General features: G+C 41.9%; 15 protein-coding genes. 13 read left to right on the top strand and 2 right to left on the bottom strand.

What is annotated here, in order from left to right; all coding sequences use genetic code 11:
* Positions 1-31 precede the first annotated feature (31 nt).
* The 5 genes from OLM45_RS08100 (at position 32) to OLM45_RS08080 (ending at position 6,612) form a co-directional block, all read left to right on the top strand.
* Positions 32-820, top strand: coding sequence for a TrmH family RNA methyltransferase (locus OLM45_RS08100; protein WP_264509489.1), 789 nt, complete (start codon positions 32-34; stop codon positions 818-820).
* A gap of 16 nt (positions 821-836) precedes the next feature.
* Positions 837-2,387, top strand: a complete 1,551-nt coding sequence (locus OLM45_RS08095; RefSeq protein WP_264509488.1) for a serine hydrolase — start codon at positions 837-839, stop codon at positions 2,385-2,387.
* A 71-nt stretch (positions 2,388-2,458) separates the two neighbouring features.
* Complete coding sequence (locus tag OLM45_RS08090) at positions 2,459-4,675, top strand: RelA/SpoT family protein (protein WP_264509487.1); 2,217 nt, start codon at positions 2,459-2,461, stop codon at positions 4,673-4,675.
* A gap of 186 nt (positions 4,676-4,861) precedes the next feature.
* Positions 4,862-5,314, top strand: coding sequence for a Fur family transcriptional regulator (locus tag OLM45_RS08085; protein WP_129460985.1), 453 nt, complete (start codon positions 4,862-4,864; stop codon positions 5,312-5,314).
* 26 nt (positions 5,315-5,340) lie between these two features.
* Positions 5,341-6,612 (top strand): adenylosuccinate synthase, encoded by a 1,272-nt coding sequence (locus OLM45_RS08080; protein ID WP_264509486.1) that lies wholly within the window; start codon positions 5,341-5,343, stop codon positions 6,610-6,612.
* Positions 6,613-6,647: 35 nt separating this feature from the next.
* On the opposite strand, the gene OLM45_RS08075 is transcribed toward OLM45_RS08080, so the two are convergent.
* Complete coding sequence (locus OLM45_RS08075) at positions 6,648-8,510, bottom strand: alpha-amylase family protein (RefSeq protein WP_264509485.1); 1,863 nt, start codon at positions 8,508-8,510, stop codon at positions 6,648-6,650.
* 210 nt (positions 8,511-8,720) lie between these two features.
* Here OLM45_RS08075 and OLM45_RS08070 point away from each other — a divergent pair, with 210 nt between their 5' ends.
* The 8 genes from OLM45_RS08070 to OLM45_RS08035 all read left to right on the top strand — a co-directional run bounded on the left by OLM45_RS08070 (position 8,721) and on the right by OLM45_RS08035 (position 20,396).
* Entirely contained in the window at positions 8,721-10,277 is a 1,557-nt protein-coding gene (locus tag OLM45_RS08070; protein WP_264512955.1) for an OstA-like protein, read from the top strand.
* A gap of 12 nt (positions 10,278-10,289) precedes the next feature.
* On the top strand, positions 10,290-11,498 hold the full coding sequence (locus OLM45_RS08065) for an aspartate aminotransferase family protein (RefSeq protein ID WP_264509484.1): 1,209 nt from the start codon (positions 10,290-10,292) through the stop codon (positions 11,496-11,498).
* Between the two features lie 97 nt (positions 11,499-11,595).
* Positions 11,596-12,990, top strand: a complete 1,395-nt coding sequence (locus tag OLM45_RS08060; RefSeq protein ID WP_264509483.1) for a tetratricopeptide repeat protein — start codon at positions 11,596-11,598, stop codon at positions 12,988-12,990.
* The gene (locus OLM45_RS08055; protein WP_264509482.1) at positions 12,990-13,742 is read left to right on the top strand and encodes a shikimate dehydrogenase family protein; all 753 of its coding nucleotides are present in this window, start codon (positions 12,990-12,992) and stop codon (positions 13,740-13,742) included. The genes OLM45_RS08060 and OLM45_RS08055 overlap by 1 nt, the downstream gene beginning before the upstream one ends.
* A gap of 127 nt (positions 13,743-13,869) precedes the next feature.
* Positions 13,870-15,978, top strand: a complete 2,109-nt coding sequence (locus tag OLM45_RS08050; RefSeq protein ID WP_264509481.1) for a DUF349 domain-containing protein — start codon at positions 13,870-13,872, stop codon at positions 15,976-15,978.
* Between the two features lie 80 nt (positions 15,979-16,058).
* Positions 16,059-17,423: an oxygen-independent coproporphyrinogen III oxidase gene (gene hemN, locus OLM45_RS08045; protein ID WP_264509480.1), complete on the top strand. Its 1,365-nt coding sequence runs from the start codon at positions 16,059-16,061 to the stop codon at positions 17,421-17,423.
* Positions 17,424-17,832: 409 nt separating this feature from the next.
* Positions 17,833-17,964, top strand: a complete 132-nt coding sequence (locus OLM45_RS08040) for a hypothetical protein (RefSeq protein WP_264509479.1) — start codon at positions 17,833-17,835, stop codon at positions 17,962-17,964.
* A 2-nt stretch (positions 17,965-17,966) separates the two neighbouring features.
* Complete coding sequence (locus OLM45_RS08035) at positions 17,967-20,396, top strand: TonB-dependent receptor domain-containing protein (protein WP_264509478.1); 2,430 nt, start codon at positions 17,967-17,969, stop codon at positions 20,394-20,396.
* 2,131 nt (positions 20,397-22,527) lie between these two features.
* On the opposite strand, the gene OLM45_RS08030 is transcribed toward OLM45_RS08035, so the two are convergent.
* The gene (locus tag OLM45_RS08030; protein ID WP_264509477.1) at positions 22,528-23,481 is read right to left on the bottom strand and encodes a hypothetical protein; all 954 of its coding nucleotides are present in this window, start codon (positions 23,479-23,481) and stop codon (positions 22,528-22,530) included.
* Positions 23,482-23,511 lie beyond the last annotated feature (30 nt).

The following is a 23,511-nucleotide window of genomic DNA, read 5'->3' as shown; positions in this document are numbered from 1 at the left end:
TCTCGTATTTTAGCCTTCTAAATTTATTGTTTTGAAACAAATCAGTTCGACCCAAAATCCGTTCATCAAATCCCTTGTCCTTTTGCAAGAAAAAGCCAAAGCCCGAAAACAATCCGGCACATTTTTGATTGAAGGCCAACGGGAAATTGAACTGGCCTTGAAAGGTGGATACGAATTGGAAACCGTATTGTTTGTTCCTGAACTCATCGATTATTCTGAACTGCAAAAACAACTACCCGATTCTTGTGAATGGATTGAAATTCATAAAGAAGTCTATCAAAAACTGGCCTATCGCGATACCACAGAGGGAATTGTTGCGGTAGCAAAAATGAAAAATCACGAAATTGCTCGTTTAGATTTACCCAAAAACCCATTGGTTTTAGTAGCTGAAGCGATTGAAAAACCCGGGAATCTGGGTGCATTGTTACGCACAGCCGATGCCGTAGGTGCCGATGCCGTTTTGATTGCCAACCCTAAAACAGATCTTTACAATCCCAATATCGTGCGCTCCAGCGTAGGTTGTTTATTTACCAATCCCATTGCCACAGGAAGCTCTGAAGAAGTCATTACCTTTTTACAACAAAAAAATATCGCCATTTATAGCGCCACTTTACAAAATTCAAACGCCTATCACGAAAACGATTATACGGGTCCGACCGCCCTTGTAGTAGGCACAGAAGCCACCGGACTCACCGCTACGTGGCGGGAAGCGGCCACCCAAAATATCATCATCCCCATGTCGGGCACCATCGATTCCATGAATGTGTCCGTGGCGGCAGCGATCTTACTTTTTGAAGCCAAACGCCAACGTGGTTTTTAATTTAACTATTCTTCCCATGAAAAAAACACTTGTAGCTACCCTGTTCCTCATCTTTTCACTCACAACTTTCGCCCAAATGACCGAAGCCCAATTGGACGATGTGGTAGAACGTACGCGTAAAGCCTTTAACGTGCCCGGTATAGCAGTCGGAATTATCAAAGACGGAAAATTAGTAATGGCAAAAGGCTATGGAGTTACCAATATTAAAACGCAAGAAAAGGTCGATGCCAATACTTTATTTGCGGTAGCTTCCAACAGCAAAGCGATGACTGCAGCCGCGTTGGGAATTTTGGTCGATCAAAAGAAAATACAATGGGACGATAAAGTCATTCAATATTTACCCGAGTTTAAAATGTATAACGACTATGTTACAAAAGAATTCACCATTCGGGATTTGTTGATTCATAAGAGCGGACTGGGATTGGGCGCTGGGGATTTGATGATTTGGCCCGACGGACATAATTTTACCCCCAAAGACATTATCCAAAACATTCAATATTTAAAACCCGTTTCCGGCTTTCGTACGGAATACGATTACGACAATTTATTGTACATCATAGCAGGTGAAGTTGTGGCCAAAGTATCTGGAATGTCTTGGAATGAATTTGTAGAGAAAAACCTGATGGAACCGTTGGAAATGAAGCGCAGTGCGACTTCATGGAACCGACTCAAAGATACCACCAATGCCATCGTGCCGCATGTGCCTACTAATGGCAAATTGGAAGTCATCAAACGGTATAAAAACCCCATTTTTGATGCGGCGGCGGGCGTTCAAACCTCGGTGAATGATTGGAGCAAATGGGTAATTGCCCAAATGAATCGCGGCAAATACGGACCGAATCTCGAAAAGCAATTATTCAGTTTAGCTACTCATAGTGAAATGTGGACCCCTCAAACCATTATGCCGATTACGAATGTGGCGCCTTACACCTGCCATTTTAAGACCTATGGATTGGGATGGCAATTGACCGATATTAACGGCCATCTACAGGTTTCTCATACCGGTGGTTTGGACGGAATTGTAACACAAACCATTCTTTTTCCCGAAGATCAATTGGGGATTATTGTGTTCACTAACCAACAAAGCGGTTCGGCTTTCAATGCGATTTCAAACTCTATTAAAGATGCCTATTTGGGATTCAACTATCCCGATCACGTTACGGCTTTAAGTACAGAGCGCAAAGCGAAAGAAAACAATGCCGATGAAATCACTGATAAAATATGGGCGCAAGTCACGCAAAACGAAACGAATAAAATAAAAGTCGATTATTCAAAAGTGGCTGGCGAATTCAAAGACCCGTGGTTTGGGGAAGTTACGATTAGTTCGACCAAAGGCAAAACCATTTTCACTTCCCATCGTTCGCCCCGACTCACGGGAACCTTACATTGGGTGGAAGGCGATCATTATGCTGTGAAATGGTACAACCGCAGTTTATTGGCCGATGCCCACGTGTACTTTAAACGCGATTCCAGCGGGAAAATCATCGGTTTTACAATGGAAGCGATTTCGCCGTTGACCGATTTCAGTTACGATTTTCAAGATTTGAATTTTTCGAAGGTCGAATAGACAAAACCTATCTTTCCATCTTGCAGGATTGGCTGAAAATGTTGTATATTTAGCCAACCCAACGATTTCTTATGCACGAGATAGATTTAGAAGAAGAGAAAAAAGCACTCGCTAGAGAATACAAAGAACTTTTGCGCATCAGTTACCAAACCTTAAGTGTGGACGATAAAAAACTGATTCGCAAAGCGTTTGATGTGGCCGTAGATGCACACAAAGACCAACGCCGTAAATCCGGTGAAGCTTATATTTTTCATCCTATTGGGGTGGCTAAAATCGTGGCTTCTGAAATTGGTTTGGGTGCCACGGGTATCGCGGCAGCACTGTTGCACGATGTGGTAGAAGATACGCCAATCACTGTTGAAGACATCGAAAAGCAATTCAATCCAAAAATTGCCCAATTGGTGGGTGGATTGACCAAAATTGCACAGGTAAAAAAAGACATGAACATCTCGATGCAGGCGGAGAATTTCCGAAAAATGCTGCTTACGTTAAACGATGATGTTCGGGTAATTCTCATCAAAATCGCCGACCGCTTGCACAACATGCAAACGATGGATTCGATGCCGCAATACAAGCAAGAGAAAATTGCTTCGGAAACCTTATACATCTATGCGCCTCTCGCCCACCGTTTGGGATTGTACAACATCAAAACCCAATTGGAAGATTTGGGGTTGAAATATACAGAACCGACCATTTACAACGACATTGTCAGTAAAATCAAAGAGACCAAAGAAGAGCAAGATGCTTACATCAAAATGGTGTCGGATGTGTTGCGAAAATCTTTGGACGAAGAAGGGATTGAGTATATCATCAAGGGCCGACCCAAATCCATTTATTCGATTCGTCGTAAAATGATGGTGCAGCGCGTGACCTTTGATGAAGTATACGACAAATTTGCATTACGCATTATTTATAAATCCAATACCCACGACGAAAAATTCCTTGCATGGAAAATTTATTCCGTCGTAACCGACCACTATCGTCCGAGTCCGAGCCGTTTGCGCGACTGGATTTCATCACCAAAATCAACTGGTTATGAAGCCTTGCACATCACCGTCATGGGTCCGAAAGGCCGTTGGGTCGAAATACAAGTTCGAAGCGAACGCATGGACGAAATCGCGGAAAAAGGATACGCGGCGCATTACAAATACAAACAAGGCGCTACGGAAGAATCTGGACTTGAAAAATGGCTAAACTTGTTGAAAGAAGCGTTGGAAAACTCAGAATCCAATGCGGTCGACTTTGTCGAAGATTTCAAAATGAATTTGTATGCTAAGGAAATCTTCGTCTTTACACCCAAAGGAGAAATCAAATCCTTACCCAAAGGCGCGACTTCGTTGGACTTTGCCTTTAGCATTCACTCCGAAATCGGAATTAAAACGCGAGGGACAAGAGTTAACGGACGTTTAGTTCCCTTGAATCACGAATTGAAAAGCGGGGATCAGGTTGAAATTATCACTTCTTCCCATCAAAAACCAACGATTAACTGGTTGGATTATGTGACAACTTCTCGCGCGAAAAATAAAATTCGAAGTGTACTTAACGAAGACACCAAAAAAATTGCCGAAGAAGGAAAAGAATTACTGACACGTAAATTAAAACACCTCAAAATCACCCTGAATGAAGGGGTGGTCAACGAATTGGTGAACTACTTCAAACTTAAAACGAGTTTGGACTTGTTTTATCGTGTAGGAATTGGCGCCATCGAGAATCAGCAATTGAAAGATTATGCGGCGCAGAAAAGTAATACGCTGATTAATTTCTTCAAAAATAAAATCAAACGCTCGCATTCGTCCAACCCGGATGAAATCAACCGTCAAGAGCTGACGAGCAACTATGATCTTTTGGTATTTGGAAAAGAACAAGACCGCTTGGATTATAAATTGGCGTCGTGTTGTAATCCCATTCCAGGTGATGATGTATTTGGTTTTGTGACCATTAATGAAGGGATTAAAGTCCACAAAAAAGACTGTCCGAATGCCATTAGCTTACAATCCAATTATGCCTACCGCATCATGCAAGCGCGCTGGATCGACTCGACCAAACAAGAGTTCAAAGTGATCTTGAACATCACAGGAATGGACACTTTAGGATTGACCAACGAACTCACGAAAGTCATCTCCAACCAAATGCATGTGAATATTCAAAGTATTTCCCTGAGTGGTGAAGCAGGAATTTTCAACGGTCAGGTCACAGTAGTTGTGCAAAACAACCAAATCTTAAAACGCATGATCGATAACATTAAGAAAATTGATGGTATTGAAAAAGTCACGCGCGTCTATAGCTAATTATTTTAAATTCTAAATTTAAATGTGGATGGGGTTTAACAGTTTATTTGAAATCCATTTTCAATTCACCTCATTGACTCATAGGCACATTGTCTCATTGTCTCATCGACACATTGTTGCATTGCCCCATTAAAAAAACAACCACAAGTTTTGCCTCCTTTAAACAAAAAAGTATCTTTGTAGCCTATGACACAAATCGCTACGGATAACGCTAAAAATCAAGAGACCGTGAAAAACGTTTTTACGGCCTATCTTGAATCGAACGGACACCGTAAAACCCCTGAGCGCTATGCGATTCTTCAGGAGATTTACGATAGTGAAGAACATTTTGATATTGAAAATTTGTACATCAAAATGAAAAACAAAAACTATCGGGTGAGTCGGGCGACGTTATACAATACCATCGAACTCCTACTCGACTGTGGATTGGTGCGCAAACACCAATTTGGTCAAAATCAGGCGCATTACGAAAAATCCTATTTCGACAAACAACACGATCACATCATCATGACCGATACGGGTGAAGTGATTGAGTTTTGTGATCCGCGCATCCAAACCATTAAAAAAACCATGGAAGAAATTTTCGGAATTGAAATTCACAACCATTCCCTCTATTTCTACGCCAGCAAAAAATCATAATACTACACAACACAAACAACACAACAATGACTGTAGACTTACTGTTAGGATTACAATGGGGCGACGAAGGCAAAGGAAAAATTGTCGACGTACTCACCTCAAAGTATGACATAATTGCCCGTTTTCAGGGCGGACCCAATGCGGGACATACTCTAGAATTTGATGGTATCAAACACGTTTTACGAACCATCCCTTCCGGAATTTTTCATGCCAACTCCATCAACATCATCGGAAATGGCGTCGTAATTGACCCGGTGGTGTTCCAAAAAGAAATTGAAGGTTTGGCACAATTCAACATGGATGTGACTTCCAAACTGTTCATTTCGCGTAAAGCGCATTTAATTTTACCGACACACCGTTTGTTGGATGCCGCTTCGGAAACCGCCAAAGGAAAAGCAAAAATCGGTTCGACCCTCAAAGGAATTGGTCCGACCTATATGGACAAAACGGGACGCAATGGTATTCGTGTGGGAGATATCGAGTTGGCCGACTTCCAGGAACGCTACCGAAATTTAGCCAACAAACACGAGGAGATGATCAAATTTTACGACGTTTCCATCCAATACAATTTGGCCGAAATGGAAGCTGAGTTTTTTGCCTCCATCGAAGAATTGAAAAAATTGACCTTTATTGATAGTGAAGAATATTTGGCGCAAGCACAAAAAGCCGGAAAATCCATTTTATGTGAAGGCGCTCAGGGTTCGCTGCTTGATGTTGATTTTGGAACCTATCCTTTTGTAACGTCATCAAATACCACAGCCGCGGGAGCTTGTACAGGATTGGGCATTGCCCCCAATAAAATCAAAGACGTTTTCGGAATTTTCAAAGCCTATACCACGCGTGTAGGTAGCGGACCTTTCCCAACTGAATTGTTTGACGAAGTGGGAGCTACCATGGCCAAAGTGGGTAACGAATTTGGTTCGGTAACGGGCCGCCAACGCCGTTGTGGTTGGTTGGACTTAGTAGCATTAAAATACGCCATTCAAATCAATGGTGTGACCCAATTGATGATGATGAAAGGGGACGTACTTTCGGGCTTTGAAACTTTGAAAGTATGCACCGCCTACCAATACAAAGGGAAAACCATTCACCATTTGCCGTACAATATTGAAGAGGAAAATGTGACACCGATTTATACAGAATTTAAGGGTTGGAACGCCGATTTAACGGGCTTAACTACTTATGACAGTTTACCGCAAGAATTAAAAGATTATATCGCGTTTATCGAGCAAGAAGTGGAAGTGCCGATTAAGGTTATTTCTGTCGGACCCGATCGAAAACAAACGATTTTGAGATAATAAAAAACCCGCTTTAAACGAGCGGGTTTTGTTTTTTATAATTTTAAAATAAACGATTCACTACCTGCCAACTGCAGGTCAATGAATCCTAGACCTTGTTTCACTTGTAGCGTAAACGTTTTCCCGTACAACACATCTTTCACGGGATAAGAACCGTCTTTTAAATGCCAAAGGTTGATCAATTCATTGGAGATTTTCAATTTGTATTGGTGGGCATGCTCTGAATCAAAATTGGAAACTACCATCAACTTTTCCGTATCCGACCAACGCGCAAAGGCGTATTGCTGTCCGTTGTATCCTGCCGTTTGTGCATTGACTGCATGCAAATCCAAATAGTTCCCCATTAGGGCCGAACTCTTGATACTAAAATTCAATAAGCGTTTGTAGAAATCACGAAGTGCCTTTTCTTTTTCGGTCAATTGCCCTCCATCAAACTTGCCTTGGTTCATCCAACGTTGGTGGTTGGGTACACCGATATAATCAAATATACTGGTGCGTGAACGCTTTCCAAATCCGGCATCTTCATTACCCGGTTCGCCCACTTCTTGACCAAAATACACCATCGTTGGCGCCGTACTCAAAGTAGTAGAGACCACCATCAAGGGTTTGCCTCGTTCACCCGAACCGGCAAACTCAGGACTCGCTAAACGCTGTTCGTCGTGGTTGTCCAAGAAATGCAACATGTGGTGCTCGATATCTTTATTGCGTTGGCGAATATCGGTTAAACCATCTGTCGTGGTGCGCCCTTGAATTACCGCTTTTAAATGATCATAGGTTTCTACTTTATCGTACAAATAATCCATTTTTCCTTTGTGGATATAATTGCGGTATTCGTTGGGATTATATACTTCCGCCAATAAAAAGGCTTTCGGATTTTTCATTTTTATAGCCGAATTCATAAAGCTCCAAAATTCATACGGCACCATTTCCGCCATGTCATAACGGAAACCGTCGACGCCTTTCGCCAACCAATATTCGGCGATTTCACGGAACTTCCACCATGAATTGGGTACATCCTGGGTTTTCCAAAAATCATAATGCTCGGCATAGGATTTCTTTTCGAAGCCCTCGGGCAATTCGGCAAAATCCTTGGTGCCGTCGGGACGAATACCGTAGTTCACTTTGACCGTTTCGTACCAATCGTTGATATCGGGTTTGGCTAATCGCGAACCGTTACCGGTCCATTTGGCCGGATTTTCATCAAACTTTCCATCGATCATCGGATGGGCTTCCCCATTTAAGGGTTTATAATCCGGTGAGGTAGGCACTTCAAAAGCTTGCCCCGGAATGTAATAGAAATTGTTGTTGCGGTTGTATTCTTGCGTCACATCGTCGTCTGTTCCAAATTCTTTTACATAATCGGGTTTGGACGTACTCACATATTTACGCGCAATATGATTGGGAACAATGTCAATAATCACCTTCAATCCGTGTTTGTGCGCCCGATCAATCAAGGCTTGAAATTCCTCCAAACGACGAGCGGGGTCAACCGCCAAATCAGGATTCACATTGTAATAATCTTTCACGGCATAGGGCGAACCCGCGCGTCCTTTCACGACATCCGGATCGTCATTTGAAATACCATATTTTGTATAATCGCCCACCAACGCATGATGCGGCACACCCGTAAACCAAATGTGGGTCACGCCTAAATATTTAATTTCTTGCAAGGCTTTATCGGTAAAATCATTAAACTTCCCAACCCCATTTTCTTCTTTGGTTCCCCAGGGTTTGTTGGTAGTATTGGTATTGCCGAAAAGGCGCGTAAAAACTTGATAAACGACTTTTTTATGTTCCACGTTAGTTGTTTTCTTTTTGAATTGTACGTCGGATTTCTTTGCTTGGGCAGTGGCTTGAAGCGTTATCCCCAAGGCCGCAAAGAGCAGTATTTTTTTCATGATTTTGGTGTTTTAATGACCAAGAGCAAATATAGAAATTAGAATTCGAATACTGAACCTGATAAAAAAAACTTAATACCGAAATACCTTGTGCTGATTTTCATAAATTTGCCTCAAAATTTAATTTCCTTGAAACACTTTTGTTTTCTCCTTATTAGTCTAATCAGTTTGATTTCACCCGCTTTTGCCCAACGCCAACCGGGTAGAATTATGGTGGAGAATGCCGACTTTCAAGACATCAACCAATTCGAAATTCCAGATGCCGTTTTATTAACAGGTAATGTTCGGGTGCGCCACGAAGGTGTGGTCCTGACCTGTAATAAAGCCTATTTTTTTCAAAAGGAAAATTACATTAAAGCGTTTGGCGAAGTACAAATGGTACAAGGTGACACTTTGTATTTGAATAGTAAATATGCCGAATACAACGGAAATGTCAAAAAAGCCTATGCTACCGGAGATGTCGTCATGCGTTCCCCAGAATCGAGCTTGGTGACCGACACGATCCATTTTGACCGCGTGCAACAAGAAGCCTTTTACAAAACGAAAGGTGTGATCACGAATCGGGAGAATACCTTAAAAAGTAATTCGGGGACCTATTATGTCAAAGAAAAGAAATACCGTTTTTTGACAGAGGTTGAACTCAAAAATCCACAATACACCATCAAATCCAACCATTTGGATTATTATACCAATTCGGGACATTCCTATTTGTTTGGCCCTTCTACCATCACTGGTAAAGACAATTTTATTTACACCGAAAATGGCTTTTACAACACCAAAAAGAATGTGGGCCATTTTCTAAAAAAATCCTACATCAAATATAAAGACCGCTTGATTGAAGGAGACAGTTTGTATTTTGACCGCACCAAAGAATTTTCTTCGGGTACCCGCAATGTCAAAATCACCGATTCCATCAACAAAGCGATTGTTCGCGGTCATTATGCCGAAGTGTATAAAAAACAAGATTCGGTCTACATCACCAAACGCGCTAGTGTGCGCTATCAAGTTGAAAAAGACTCCATGTTTGTGCATGCGAAGAAAATTTACATGACAGGTAAAGCCGGGGAACGCATCATACGCGGGCAAAAAAATGTTCGTTTCTTCAAAACCGACATGAGTGGAAAATGTGATTCGATTCATTCGGATCAAAAAAATGCCTTGACGAAATTGATTGGGAAACCGATTTTATGGAATAACGAAAAACAGCTCACGGGCGATGTCATGCATTTGATAGGCAATAATAATACCGAAAAGCTCGACTCGCTCAAAGTACTCAACAATGCTTTTATCATTTCGAAAGATACGCTCGACGCCGGATTTAATCAGGTCAAGGGCATCAATTTGTACGGGAAATTTCGGGACAACAAATTGTATGAAGTCGATGTGGTGAAAAACAACGAAGTGGTGTACTTCATGCGCAACGACGAAAACGAGTTAATCGGAATCAATAAGAATGTGTGCAGTCGGATCAACATGCTCATGAACGAAGGAAAAATCGAAACGATTACTTTTTTTGACAAAGTCAGCGGCACCATTTACCCCGAAGAAGATTTCCCAGAAAACGCCCGAAAACTGAGAGGTTTTGTGTGGCGCATTGACGAAAAAATAAAGTCCAAAGAGGATATTTTCCCGCCTGAAGAAAACGAAGACGAGGTAAAAATCCAGGCGGCAACCGCTAAAGACAACGCCAAACCCAACCTACCGATGCCCATTCGGAAGGAAACCTTGAATTACGACAAAAAGAATACCCCCAAACCCAAAAAATAATACCGAGTTACCATGAGTAGTAAAGCGGACTTTTTTAAATACCAGGCGCAAACTTCGCCCTATCCCCTCGCTATGGAAGTTTCCCATGCCGTGGGAAGTTATATTTACGATACCCAAAATAAAAAATACTTGGATTTTGTAGCGGGCGTTTCAGCCTGTTCGTTGGGTCACCAACATCCACGCGTCAATCAAGCGATTATTGACCAACTCCACAAATATTCCCACGTCATGGTGTATGGGGAATATGCCCAACATCCGGCCACGGAGTACTGTAAGTTATTGGTCCAACATATGCATCCGTCCCTGAATAAAGTCTATTTGGTCAATTCAGGTACCGAAGCCACAGAAGGCGCGTTGAAGTTGGTGCGCCGCGTTACGGGTCGCTCACAATTGATTTCCTGTCACAATGCTTATCATGGCAATACGATGGGTTCGATGAGTGTTATGGGCTTTGAAGAACGCAAACAAATCTTCCGTCCCCTCGTTCCCGATGTGGATTTTATTACCTTTAATAACGAAGCCGATTTAGAAAAAATCACGACCAAAACAGCAGGAATTATCTTGGAGAGTATCCAAGGTGGCGCGGGTTTTATCGAACCAAAGAACGGATTCTTGACTAAAGTCAAACAACGCTGTGAAGAAGTTGGCGCCTTGATGATAGTTGACGAAATCCAACCCGGATTTGGACGCACAGGTAAACTTTTTGGCTACGAAAATTACAATGTGGTACCTGACGTAGTGATTATTGGCAAAGGAATGGCAGGCGGTATGCCTGTGGGCGGCTTCATCGCCAACGAAAAACACATGGATTTGTTGAGTCACGATCCCAAATTGGGACACATTACTACATTTGGCGGTCATCCAGTGATTGCGGCGGCGAGTTTGGCCACCTTACAAGAAGTGTTAGACCAAGATTATGCCCGTCAATCATTGGAAAAAGAAGCTTTGTTCCGCTCTTTATTGGTTCACCCGCTAATTGAAGAAGTTCGGGGCCGCGGACTCATGTTGGCTGCCATGACGGCCGATCCGGAAATAACCAACCGCGCGATTTTGAAAGCCCATGACCGGGGACTCATTCTTTTTTGGTTATTATTTGAAGGAAAAGCCATCCGAATTACACCGCCCCTTACGGTTTCTGAAGACGAAATTCGGGAAGGTTGTGCCATACTATTGGCTGTATTGGATGAGATTTTAGCTGAGGATAAAGCAGTTAACCGCTAAACCTGTTAATTAAATTGTTTAAAACAATTCGTTAAAATTTACGTTTTCCGAAAAGGGTTGTGTACCTTTAGTATGCATAACGTTAACCCCAATTGCTATGTATCTGGATCACGAAGAAGACGACTACAACTTATCGCTCAACCGTTTTGAGTCGATGCTGAAAACGAACAAAGTATTCTTCTTCGATTCGGAAGAGTTTGAGGAGATTATTTTGCACTACCTCGACATGGGGAAAACCAACTTAGCCAAAAAAGCACTGAAATTAGGATTGGAACAACATCCGAAATCGACAGGGCTTAAATTGGTTCAAGTCGAAATGTTGGTCTACGAAGACAAACTCGATGCTGCTGAGCGGTTACTAAACGAACTCTATGCGATTGAACCGCACAACGAAGAAATCTTCATTCAACGTGCCAGTATTTATTCCAAACGCGACAACCACGAAAAAGCGGTGGAGTGTTTGCAACAAGCCTTAGAATTTACCGATGATTATGCTGATGTCTATAACTTAATGGGCATGGAATATCTTTTTATGGACAATTTGGAAGCGGCCAAAGAAAGCTTCATCAAATGTCTAGAAGAAGATATCATGGATCAATCGGCATTATATAATGTGGTGTATTGTTTTGAGTTTTTAGACCAAAACAAAGAAGCGGTTGAGTACCTAAAAACGTATATCGATCGCAATCCCTACAGTGAAATCGCTTGGCACCAATCCGGTCGTTTGTATTACGGATTGAAAGATTACGAAAATGCCGTTCGTGCTTTTGAATACGCCACCTACATCGATGATACGTTTGTGGGGGCTTACATGGAAAAAGGTAAGGCCTTGGAACGTTTGATGCGCTATGAAGAAGCGATAGAATGCTACGAACAAACCATCAACCTTGATGATCCTACCTCCTACGCCTTATTGCGTATCGGAAAATGCCATGAAAAATTAGGCAATCGCGCCGAAGCGATGAAATATTTTAACCAAACGGTACACGAAGATCCGCTTTTAGACAAAGGTTGGATTGCCATCACCGATTTTTATATTCGAGAAAAAAACTACCAAAAAGCCTTGTTCTACGTGAATAAAGCCTTGGCGATTGACGATCAAAACCGCGGTTATTGGAAGCGCTATGCCACCATTAACAAAGCCATGAATTTTTACGAAGAGGCCGAATACGGCTATCGTAAAGCAGTAGAATTCGGAGATTTCGAATTGGACACTTGGTTGTTTTGGGTAGATATTTTGAATTATTTGGGCGAATACGATAATGCGGTGCTTACTTTATTGCAAGCTTCTGAATATTATACCGAAGAATTCGAAATTGAATACCGCTTGGCTGGCTTGTATTTTATGCAACATTTGGATGAAAAAGGTTTGTACCATTTAGCGAATGGCTTGCGTCAAAATTACGCACACCATACGCTCATTGAAGAATTGTTCCCCTCGATTTGGGAACGTCCAACGGTACAACATTACATCGCAAAATTCCAAAAATAATGTCCGATTCCCCCAAAAAACGCTACGGATTAATAGGCCGCAACATCGACTATTCTTTTTCCCGAACGTATTTTGGCAAGAAATTCAGTGCCGAACAGTATCAAGGATATACCTATGAGAATTTTGATCTCCCATCGATTTCCGATTTCCCTGAACTACGAGCCAATCATCTCGACATCAAGGGATTGAATGTGACCATTCCCTATAAAGAAGCGATACTTCCGTATTTGGACGAACTTTCAGAAAATGCTAAAAAGATTGGCGCTGTCAACGTCATTCGATTCAAAAAAAATGGAAAAATTAAAGGCTATAATTCGGATTGGTTTGGGTTCAAAAAAGCCTTGACGCCGCTTCTCCTTCCCCACCATAAAAAAGCCCTAATTCTAGGTACGGGTGGCGCTGCCAAAGCGGTGGCCTTTGCCCTCGAAAAAATGGGAATTTTGTATGCCTTCGTTTCTCGAAATGATTACCCCAATGCGATTCGGTACGAACATTTGAACGAAACGATTTTCGACACCTACTCCATCATCATCAATTGCACCCCGTTGGGTACTTTTCCCAACGTAGACCAATGTCCGCCCATTCCCTATACCTATTTTACTTCCCGCCATATCGCTTTTGATTTGATTTATAATCCCGAAAAAACACTTTTTCTCCAACAGGCTGAAGCCCAAGGTGCTTTGATTGAAAACGGCTATCCCATGTTGGTTTTTCAGGCCGAAAAAGCTTGGAAAATTTGGAACCGTTCCTAGGCACTCCTCACAATCCTTCTTTTTTTAATCGAATAATAACTTCAGAAACCGCTGATTTTCTTTGTATTTTGGCACTTCTTTACTATCTTTCGCCCTAAATAAGTGTATAACCCCACAACGTAATCGAATGTCAGAAGAATTGAATGATAACCTGATTCCGGAGCAAAACGGATCAGATGGAATGGAAAATCAAGAAACCGCTGCTACAGAAACACCTGCAGTTCAGGAGGAAAGTGTTGCCGAAACGGTAGAAGAAACGGTTGCTGAAACAGTTGAAGCGACTGTTGAAGAAGCGGTAACTGAAAGTCCGGTACCCGATACCGAAGTCGAAGCACCCTTAGCCGAAGAAACTCCGGTAGAAACAGAAGTGCTTTCGGGTGAAGAAGCTGATACGCCTTCTGCGGCAATTACCGAACAAGAAGCTGCTGTAAATGCCATCGCAGATGTCAATGCAGAGGAAAGCGAAGACGAAACTTTAAAAGGCCGTCACGACATTCCGATGCAGGATTACGATACCTTATCGATGGAGCAATTGGTGAACGCCTTGGAAGAATTGGTCAATGTTGACCATGTGATGTCGGTTCGCGAACATGTGGAAGAATTGCGCAAATCGTTTATGTCGAAATTCCACCATTTCATCGATGAGAAACGCGACGAATTCCATGCGGAAAACCCCGATACTACTGAAGATTTCCATTACGATTTCCCGTTAAAAAAACGATTCGATTCTTTATATACTAAATACCGTGATTTGAAAAACAACCATTTCAAATCACTTCAAAATGCGCTTAAATCCAACCTTGAAAAACGCGAGGCGTTAGTAGAGGAATTGAAAAATGTTGTCGCAAACTCGACGGGCAACATTGCGCAAGCTTTAAAACAATTGAACGATATCCGCGAACGCTGGAAAAATGCGGGACCGATACCGAAAGATAAATACAATCACGTGTGGAACAACTACCACTTCCATCTAGAAAATTTCTACGATGTGTTGCACTTGGACCGTGAAGCCCGTGATTTGGAATTCAAACACAATCTCGAACAGAAACAACGCATCATTGCGCGTGTTGAAGAATTGTTGGACGAAGCCGACATCAACAAAGCTTTCCGTGAATTGCAAGATTTACACCGCATTTGGAAAGAAGACATCGGACCCGTTTCCAAAGACGTTCGTGAGGAATTGTGGGAGAAATTTAGTGAGTTGACCAAAAAAATGCACGACAAACGCGAATCGCTTGCCGAAAGCTTCCGTCACCGTGAAACGGAAAACTTACAGAAAAAACAAGAAATCATCGCTCAATTGGAGCAATTGGCTACGGAAAAAGTAGACGCGCACCAATTGTGGGTAAATCAAATTGCCAAAGTAGAAGCCTTACGCAATGCGTTCTTTGCCACTGGTAAGGTGCCTGCCGAAGTGAATGAAGCGACTTGGGCTGCTTTTAAAAATGCAGTTCGCAATTTTAATTCGCTTAAAAATTCCTTCTATAAAGAAATCAAACGCGATCAAAGCGATAATTTAAGTCGCAAGCAAGCCTTGGTTGAAAAAGCCAAAGCCTTGAAAGACTCGGAAGATTTTGAAGGCACAACGGCCGTGATGAAACAAATTCAGGACGAATGGAAAACCATTGGTCATGTGCCACGTAAATTCTCGGATGCGTTGTGGAAAGAATTCAAAGAAGCTTGTAATTCGTACTTTGAGCGTTTAAAAGACAGCAAAAAAGAAGAAAATGCGGTGGAAATGGAAGCCTTCAACAAGAAGAAAGCCTATTTGGAACAATTGCGTAGTTTCGAATTGGTAGGTGACCACAAAACTGACTTAGATGCGATCAAAGCGCATATTGAAGCGTGGAAAGGATTGGGCAAAGTACCGTTCAACCGTCGTCATATCGAAGGGAAATTCAACAAGATTTTGGATGCCTTATTCGAAAAATTAAGCGCCAGCAAAAAAGAAGGCGAAATGAATCGTTTCACGAGCAAATTGGATGCCTTCGCTGGGGATGACAGCCGTAAGTTGGATAACGAAAAATTATTCATCATGCGCAAAATTGACGAAGTACAACATGAAATCTTCCAATTGGAAAACAACATTCAGTTCTTCCAAAACAGCAAAAACAATCCGATCGTGAATGAGGTGAAGAAAAGCATCGAACGTCACAAAGAGGAATTGCTCACCTGGAAAGACAAATTGAAACATATCAATGCGTTAATTAAACAAAATAAAGAGTCCGCCGAATAGCGGACTTTTTTTATGCATGACAATTATCATTTTATAAGGAGTGGTTTGCGCCTACCTTTGGTACAAAATTGCATAAACCCATGACTCCTTCACTCATCCAGAAATACAATGTACCCGGTCCACGATACACGAGTTATCCCACCGTTCCCTACTGGAATGAAGCGGATTTCTCCAAACCAGCATGGGAAAAGACCTTGATTCAAGCCTTCAAGGAAACGAATAGTTCGGAGGGCATCAGCCTCTATATTCACCTCCCTTTTTGTGAAAGTTTATGTACCTTCTGCGGTTGCAACAAACGGATTACCAAACGACATGAGGTCGAACACCCCTACATTGCTGCGGTGTTGAAGGAATGGAATTTATACTGCGAGTTATTACCCAAAAAACCAAATATCCGCGAAATCCACTTGGGGGGCGGTACACCTACCTTCTTTTCCCCTGAAAACCTCCGTCGGTTGATTACCGGAATCTTGAAAGAAGCGAATGTGGCTCGTGATCACGAATTTAGTTTTGAGGGACATCCCAACAATACCACGCGCGAGCATTTGCAAACGCTGTATGATTTGGGCTTTCGTCGGGTGAGTTTTGGCGTACAAGATTATTCAACTACCGTACAAACCGCTATTCACCGCATCCAACCCTTTCATAATGTGGCGAAAGTGACGTTTTGGGCGCGCGAAATTGGGTACACTTCGATTGGCCATGATTTGGTGTTCGGACTCCCCTTCCAAACCCTGGAAGATGTGATGGACACGATCGACAAAACCAAGTCGCTCCTCCCCGACCGCTTGGCGTTTTATAGCTATGCGCACGTGCCTTGGATCAAAGGCAACGGCCAACGCGGATTTAAAGACGAGGATTTGCCACAAGACGACGTAAAACGCCAATTGTACGAAGAAGGCAAAAAACGCCTCGCTACCCACCATTACCACGAAATTGGGATGGACCATTTTGCACTCTCCTCCGACTCCATGTATGAGGCGTTTCAAAACGGAACACTCCACCGCAATTTTATGGGCTATACCGTGACCAAAACCAAAGTCATGATTGGCTTGGGCGTTTCCTCGATTGGGGACAGTTGGTACAGTTTTGCCCAAAATGAAAAGAATTTAGAAGACTACTACGACCGCTTGGAACTAAACGAAATTCCGATACTTCGCGGTCATCTCTTGACGGAAGAAGACTTAGTGATCCGTCGCCATATCTTAAATTTAATGTGTACTTTCCAAACGCAATGGGAAGACGACACCTTGTATTTTAATGAAATTCCCGAAGTCATTGCCCATTTGCAAGAAATGGAACACGATGGCTTGTTGGAGTTCCACCTCAACGGACTCCAAATTACCGAAAAAGGCAAACCCTATGTACGCAACATTTGTATGGCATTTGACCTGCATTTGCAACGCGCTGCGCCACAGACCCAATTGTTTTCGATGACGGTGTGAGGTAAAGTTTCAGGTTTCAGGTTTCAAGTTATGGGTGCTGGGGAATTTGAAGTTTGGTTGATAAGGAGTGTAAAAGTTTAGAGGAGTGTAAAAAGTGTAAGGGTAACTGCATGTGTCCTGACTCATCAACAGTACACCACCTCAGGAGCTTAGGAACTCAGTATCTCAGCAGCTTTAATGTAACAGCAAGTTTCCTGACTGATCAACAGAACAACTACTCAGTAGCTTAGAAGCTCAGCGGCTCAGCAGCTTTAATTTGTTTCAAGCAAAAGTCGCCATTTAGTTGTTTAAAAAATTCAACTACCGCTGTACATCCAAAATTTAACAACTTCAGATTGTAACAATGTGAGCGTATGCTTGTCCAATGATGAAATGCTTGGATATTTCCGCTAGCTAAATCATCAATCACATGCGATCAAAAACCATTTCAATACCGAATGCAAAACGTCTTTTCATTGGGGTTTCCATTGTTTATTTGAGTATTTATTTGTTCCATGAAGGCTATGCTTTCGGACAGTGGTTGCAATCAAATCAACCCTAACCATGAAATCAGTATTTGCTTTCTTGAGTTTCCTGATAGGAACACTCTCCCTTCATGCCCAAAAAATAGAAGGTCAACTTCTGGGAACTGCCAACGAACCGCTCTCCGCAACTTCCATCTATTTAATCGGAATTGAAAACGAAGATCCACTCAAAACGACGGTTACCGATGAACAAGGGCGTTTTGAGTTCGAACGCACTCAACCGCTAGATTTTCGTATCCTAGTGCAAGCCTTAGGGTATGAAAAATACCTTTCGCCCGTCTATCATTTTGAAGCTTCGCCCCTCCAAATTCCGACGATTACGTTACAAAAAGCGACCGAAACTTTACAGGAAGTAGCGGTTGTCGGAAAGAAAAAAGCCTTTGTCGAACAAAAAATTGATCGCATTGTCGTCAATCCCGAGGTATTGATTAGCAACGCCGGACTCACCGCATTGGAAGTGTTGGAGAAAGCACCGGGTGTTCGGGTAGATATGAACGGTACCATTTCCCTCAAAGGCAAACAAGGCGTAATCGTTTATGTCGATGATAAACCTACCTATCTGGCGGCAGCCGACTTGGCCTCCTACTTACGATCGTTGCCCTCATCTTCAATTGAGTCGATTGAAGTCATCAGCAATCCACCGGCTCGGTATGAAGCCGCGGGGAATTCAGGGATCATCAATATTCGCACAAAAAAAAGCAAGTCCAAAGGGTTTAATGGCGGCGTGAATTTGGCCTACGGACAAGGCACCTATGCGCGTACCAACAACTCGCTCAATTTCAATTATCATTTGAACAAATGGAATTTCTTTTCCAATGTCGCTTTTTCTGAAAACAACACCTACCAAGACCTTACGATTACCCGTAAATACTTTGACAATTCGGGTAATTTAGCCTCTACCTTTTCCCAACGCTCGTACATCAAACCCAATAACCGCAATCAATCTGCCCGCTTGGGTGCCGATTATTATGCGAGTAAAAAAACAACGATTGGGGTTTTGGTCAGCGGTTTTTATAATCCCTCCCATCGGTCAACCACCAACAATGCCTTAATCACCGACGGCAATGGCCAAACCACCAGTACCGTCAAGGCCTACAATCCAATGGATGTGGTTTTCAAAAATGGTAGTTTGAACCTCAACCTCAACCATAAATTCAACGATAAGGGACAAGAACTCACGGTCAATACTGATTATATTGGGTACGACTCCAAAATCAACCAAGAGTTGTACAACACCCAATCGGCTCCTGATGGTAGTGTACTTAATCAATCGTTATTGCAATCCAACTTACCCTCGACCATCAAAATTGCGACGGCGAAAGCCGATTATTCGGGAATAGCGGTTGCCAAAGGTTCGCTGGACCTTGGAGCGAAAAGTAGTTATGTAAAAACCAACAACATCGCTGCCTTTTATGATGTGGTAGGTGCTACAGTGACGCCCAATTATGATTTTTCCAATGATTTCACCTACCAAGAACGCATTCATGCCGGCTATGTCAATTATGCCAAAGACTATAAAAAATGGACCGTACAAGCCGGATTGCGTTTGGAATACACCCATATTGACGGCTACCAATCAGGGAATCCAGTGGTTCGGGATTCGTCATTTGTAAAAAAATATACCAGTTTATTTCCGACACTGTATGTCCAACACCGCATCGACACCCTACAAAATCATGTGGTGGGCTTATCGTTGGGACGTAGAATCGACCGTCCTGATTACAAGGATTTGAATCCGTTTACCTATCCCATGGACCGATTTACCTACTACGGCGGGAATCCGTTTTTGCAACCAACGTTTTCGTACAATGCTGAATTGTCGTATACCTTTCGTAAGAAATACACCACCACTTTACTGTACAGTTATATCGACAATGTCATTTCAGAAACCAACGAACAACGCGGCACAACGTATTACAGTCGCCCCGGAAATTTTGCCAAACAAGTTTCGTATGGTCTAAGTTTCAATGCGGGTTTCAACTTCACCCCATGGTGGACGGTACAATGTTATGCCGAATTAATGAATAACGTGTTTGAGAGTTCGGTCTACACCGAAACCTTAAACGACTCAAAATGGAGTTGGGCCCTTGCGCCTACCTTTCAATTTACTTTGAGCAAACGTTTCACCGCCGAATTGTCGGGACAGTCCCAAAGCAAGGCCTTATCGGGACAATTTATTATTTATCCCATCACAACGTATCGCGCGGGATTAGCTGCAAAAATTTTAAAAAACAAAGGAACTTTAAAACTGAATGTTTCCGACATTTTGTATTCCAACCAAGTCCGCGGAGACATCCGTAATATCGCCAACGCACAAGCCGGCTGGTACAGCTACTTTGATTCCCGAGTGGTCACCTTATCCTTCAGTTACCGTTTTAGCAAAGGAGAAACAGCCAAACAACGTCAAACGGGCGCTTCTGAAACAGAGCAACGCCGGGTGAAGGTGTAAGGGGGTTGATTTAGTTTCAGGTTTCAGGTTTCAGGTTTAAAGTTGGCCGCTGGGTGGATTGGGGTTTAAAAGTGTATTAAAGAGTGTAAAAAGTGTAAGAGTATCTGCAAGTTTCCTGTCTCATCAACAGTACACCTGCTCAGTAGCTCAGAAGCTCAGCGGCTTTAATCAAAGTGTAAGGGTAACTGCTCGATTCACGAATACACTAACAGCACACCTACTCAGGAGCTTAGCAGCTCAGTGTCTCAGCAGCTTTAAACACAATCTTGTCATTTCGACGATTGGAGAAATCCCATTCCATTCTTCACGCAACGTTTGCTCAGAGGCTTAGCTTCTCAGCAGCTCAGCAACTTTAAACACAATCTTGTCATTTTGACGCAAGGAGAAATCCCATTCCATTTTTCACGCAACGTTTGCTCAGGAGCTTAGCTTCTCAGTGGCTCAGCAGCTTTAAACTCAATCTTGTCATTTCGACGCAAGGAGAAATCCCATCCCATTCTTCACGCAACGTTTGCTCAGGAGCTCAGCGGCTCAGCGGCTCAGCAGCTTTAAACACAATCTTGTCATTTCGACGATAGGAGAAATCCCATTCCATTCTTCACGCAACGTTTGCTCAGTGGCTTAGCTTCTCAGCGGCTCAGCAGCTTTAAACACAATCTTGTCATTTCGACGCAAGGAGAAATCCCATTCCATTCTTCACACAACGATTGCTCAGTGGCTTAGCTTCTCAGCAGCTTCAATCCTATGAAAACTATGTCCCTATGTGGTTAAATTTATTTACTACTCGGTGTTACCGCATAGTAAACTTAAAAATTCGATAGGCTTTTTTTGTTAAACCGCATAGTAACATAGTTAACATAGCTGTTGCGTGGTGTTTAATGTTGGATTCTAAGGAAGAGTTGTTGTTTACGAAGGCTCAGGAGCTTAGCAGCTCAGGAACTCAGTCACTTCCCGTTCCGACTAATCGAAACCCCTAATGCAAAATACCCTAAAGAGTACGCCTAATGCTGCGTCAATGCGGCAAAAAGCGTACTTCCAGTACGTAATGTGCGTACCCTAGGTATGCCAAATACCGACCCCGACGGGGGTACCCCCCCTCCCCGAAGTACGCATAAGGCGTACGGGAGGTACGTGATTTACGTACCCCTTCGTACCTTTTTAGTGGGTGCAGTAGGTAAAAAGCGTACCCAACCCTACCTTTTTAGTGGGGTAACGCACCCAAACACAACCCTGTCGCTGCTTAAAGCCAATACAACCTAAGTAATAACCGGGGAAGTGAAGTGTACACTATGAACAGCGAAGGGAAAAAGATTTAGGATGTAGGTGTCAGGTTACCAGCGCAACGGGAAGTGTAGGGCAAAGGATTAGGGATAATGGCTACGAAGTCGGGAGACTGTTGGAGCGGGGTTGGTTTCAAGTTTCAGGTTTAAAGTTTAAAGTTTTGTCGCCGGGGAATTTGTAGATTGGTTGAAAGGAGTGTAAAAGTGTATTTAAAAGTGTAAGAGTATCTGCAAGTTTCCTGACTCATCAACAGCACACCTTCTCAGAATCTCAGGAGCTTAGCTACTCAGCAGCTTTCATTCGTTTCAGATTGAAAATAGAATGAAAATCACTTCAATCTAGTAACTTATTTCAGTTCTTCTTTATTGCTTTTTTAATTCTAGGATAATAGACAAACAAGAGTGCCGCCGAAACCAAGTAAAAACCAATACCCGGTAATTTAAAGGAAATTGAAGTCGCATAAACTAGATCAAGCACGAATAGAATCAGACAAGTGAATACAACAATTGGGACTATAATTTTTTTAACGGTTTTCGTAAAATAAATAACACCCAATAGGCAACAAAAAATAACAATTGGTAGAATCGTATACAGTAATCCAAACTCCTTTTGGGCCGTACTTTCTATGTGAAAGAAACTTACAAAAAAGTAAAGGAGTACCAATGCAACTAAAGTAAACAGGTCTTTTCTATTCATGGTTTGTTTGGTATTGACGATAACAGTGAATTTTGAACTAAGATAACGGTTTTTGGAAAAACGTATGGTATAGATGACTAATTGGATTTACGGAACCACAAAGTCGGGAGACTGTTGCGGAGCCGTGTGCTACTAAAAACATTTGTGGAGCTGGTTAATCTTTTTCTAACCAATGTAACATTGCCTTTCTTTCACTCTCACTATGAAGAAAGAATTTTTTATAATGCAGAAAGTTTGGTTCTACATTTTTGCTGAATAATTTTGTGTGTAAGCTAATTGTTGAAAGCTCAAATCCTACAGAATTAAAATCAAGATTATAAACTTCATCATATGATGTATGACTTTTTGATGGAAAATCTAAATACTCTTTATTAAATTCAGAAGTATCAAAATAATTTATTAATGCGGCTTCTAATATCGTTATCTGCTGATCAAATGATATTGGAGTAGATTCTATTTTTAATTGATGTTCTAAATCTTCATCCATTAAATCTGGATTATAAAATGTGCGTGGATCAAAAACTGTCATTAAACTTGGTTCAAAAGTCAGACTTAAAAACCAAACTTCATAGTCTGGAAACTTGTCTTGGGTGTCAAAGTAAATTTTTTGAGCTTTCTCATGAACTTTTAACCGATCTATAGTAATTCGCTTTCCATTTTTCCCAAATGCTTGACCAACATATAAGACTTCAAGATTTAATTCATCATAGTATGTTTCATTTTGACCTGTTAGATACCTAAAAAGTAAATTTGTTTTTCCTTCAGAATGGAACTTTTTCTTTTCAGAAAAGGCTTTAAAAGTGTTATATGGATATGGACATTCTAATTCTTTGATGTGTTGATCCGGTCTATTAATGGTTGATACAATAATATCTTTTCTAATACCATTTGAATTGGTGTAGAAATTTAGTGTTATTTTTTTTTGACCAATTTCTGATTTTGTCACATCAAGTAAAATTTTTGGAGACCTACAAATCAAGTAAATGTGTAATGGGAGTTTTCTCATTTCCATTACAGTCTCTTTATTTTCAAATGAGTCTTGTTGCTGTAATATTAGATATTTAGCACTAAGATTAATGAGATTTTCCAGATTTCTATTTCTACTCATTGGTGTCAATTATTGCTGCTAACGTATTGC

Source organism: Flavobacterium sp. N1719 (assembly GCF_025947045.1).
GTDB classification, from domain to species: Bacteria; Bacteroidota; Bacteroidia; order Flavobacteriales; family Flavobacteriaceae; genus Flavobacterium; species Flavobacterium stagni.
This window is presented reverse-complemented; position numbering and strand designations above follow the sequence as displayed.

Coding starts and splice junctions, on each gene's coding strand:
- OLM45_RS08095 (WP_264509488.1), top strand. CDS start 837: ATGAAAAAAACACTTGTAGCTACCCTGTTCCTCATCTTTTCACTCACA.
- OLM45_RS08090 (WP_264509487.1), top strand. CDS start 2,459: ATGCACGAGATAGATTTAGAAGAAGAGAAAAAAGCACTCGCTAGAGAA.
- OLM45_RS08085 (WP_129460985.1), top strand. CDS start 4,862: ATGACACAAATCGCTACGGATAACGCTAAAAATCAAGAGACCGTGAAA.
- OLM45_RS08080 (WP_264509486.1), top strand. CDS start 5,341: ATGACTGTAGACTTACTGTTAGGATTACAATGGGGCGACGAAGGCAAA.
- OLM45_RS08075 (WP_264509485.1), bottom strand. CDS start 8,510: ATGAAAAAAATACTGCTCTTTGCGGCCTTGGGGATAACGCTTCAAGCC.
- OLM45_RS08070 (WP_264512955.1), top strand. CDS start 8,721: ATGGTGGAGAATGCCGACTTTCAAGACATCAACCAATTCGAAATTCCA.
- OLM45_RS08065 (WP_264509484.1), top strand. CDS start 10,290: ATGAGTAGTAAAGCGGACTTTTTTAAATACCAGGCGCAAACTTCGCCC.
- OLM45_RS08060 (WP_264509483.1), top strand. CDS start 11,596: ATGTATCTGGATCACGAAGAAGACGACTACAACTTATCGCTCAACCGT.
- OLM45_RS08055 (WP_264509482.1), top strand. CDS start 12,990: ATGTCCGATTCCCCCAAAAAACGCTACGGATTAATAGGCCGCAACATC.
- OLM45_RS08050 (WP_264509481.1), top strand. CDS start 13,870: ATGTCAGAAGAATTGAATGATAACCTGATTCCGGAGCAAAACGGATCA.
- hemN (WP_264509480.1), top strand. CDS start 16,059: ATGACTCCTTCACTCATCCAGAAATACAATGTACCCGGTCCACGATAC.
- OLM45_RS08040 (WP_264509479.1), top strand. CDS start 17,833: ATGCGATCAAAAACCATTTCAATACCGAATGCAAAACGTCTTTTCATT.
- OLM45_RS08035 (WP_264509478.1), top strand. CDS start 17,967: ATGAAATCAGTATTTGCTTTCTTGAGTTTCCTGATAGGAACACTCTCC.
- OLM45_RS08030 (WP_264509477.1), bottom strand. CDS start 23,481: ATGAGTAGAAATAGAAATCTGGAAAATCTCATTAATCTTAGTGCTAAA.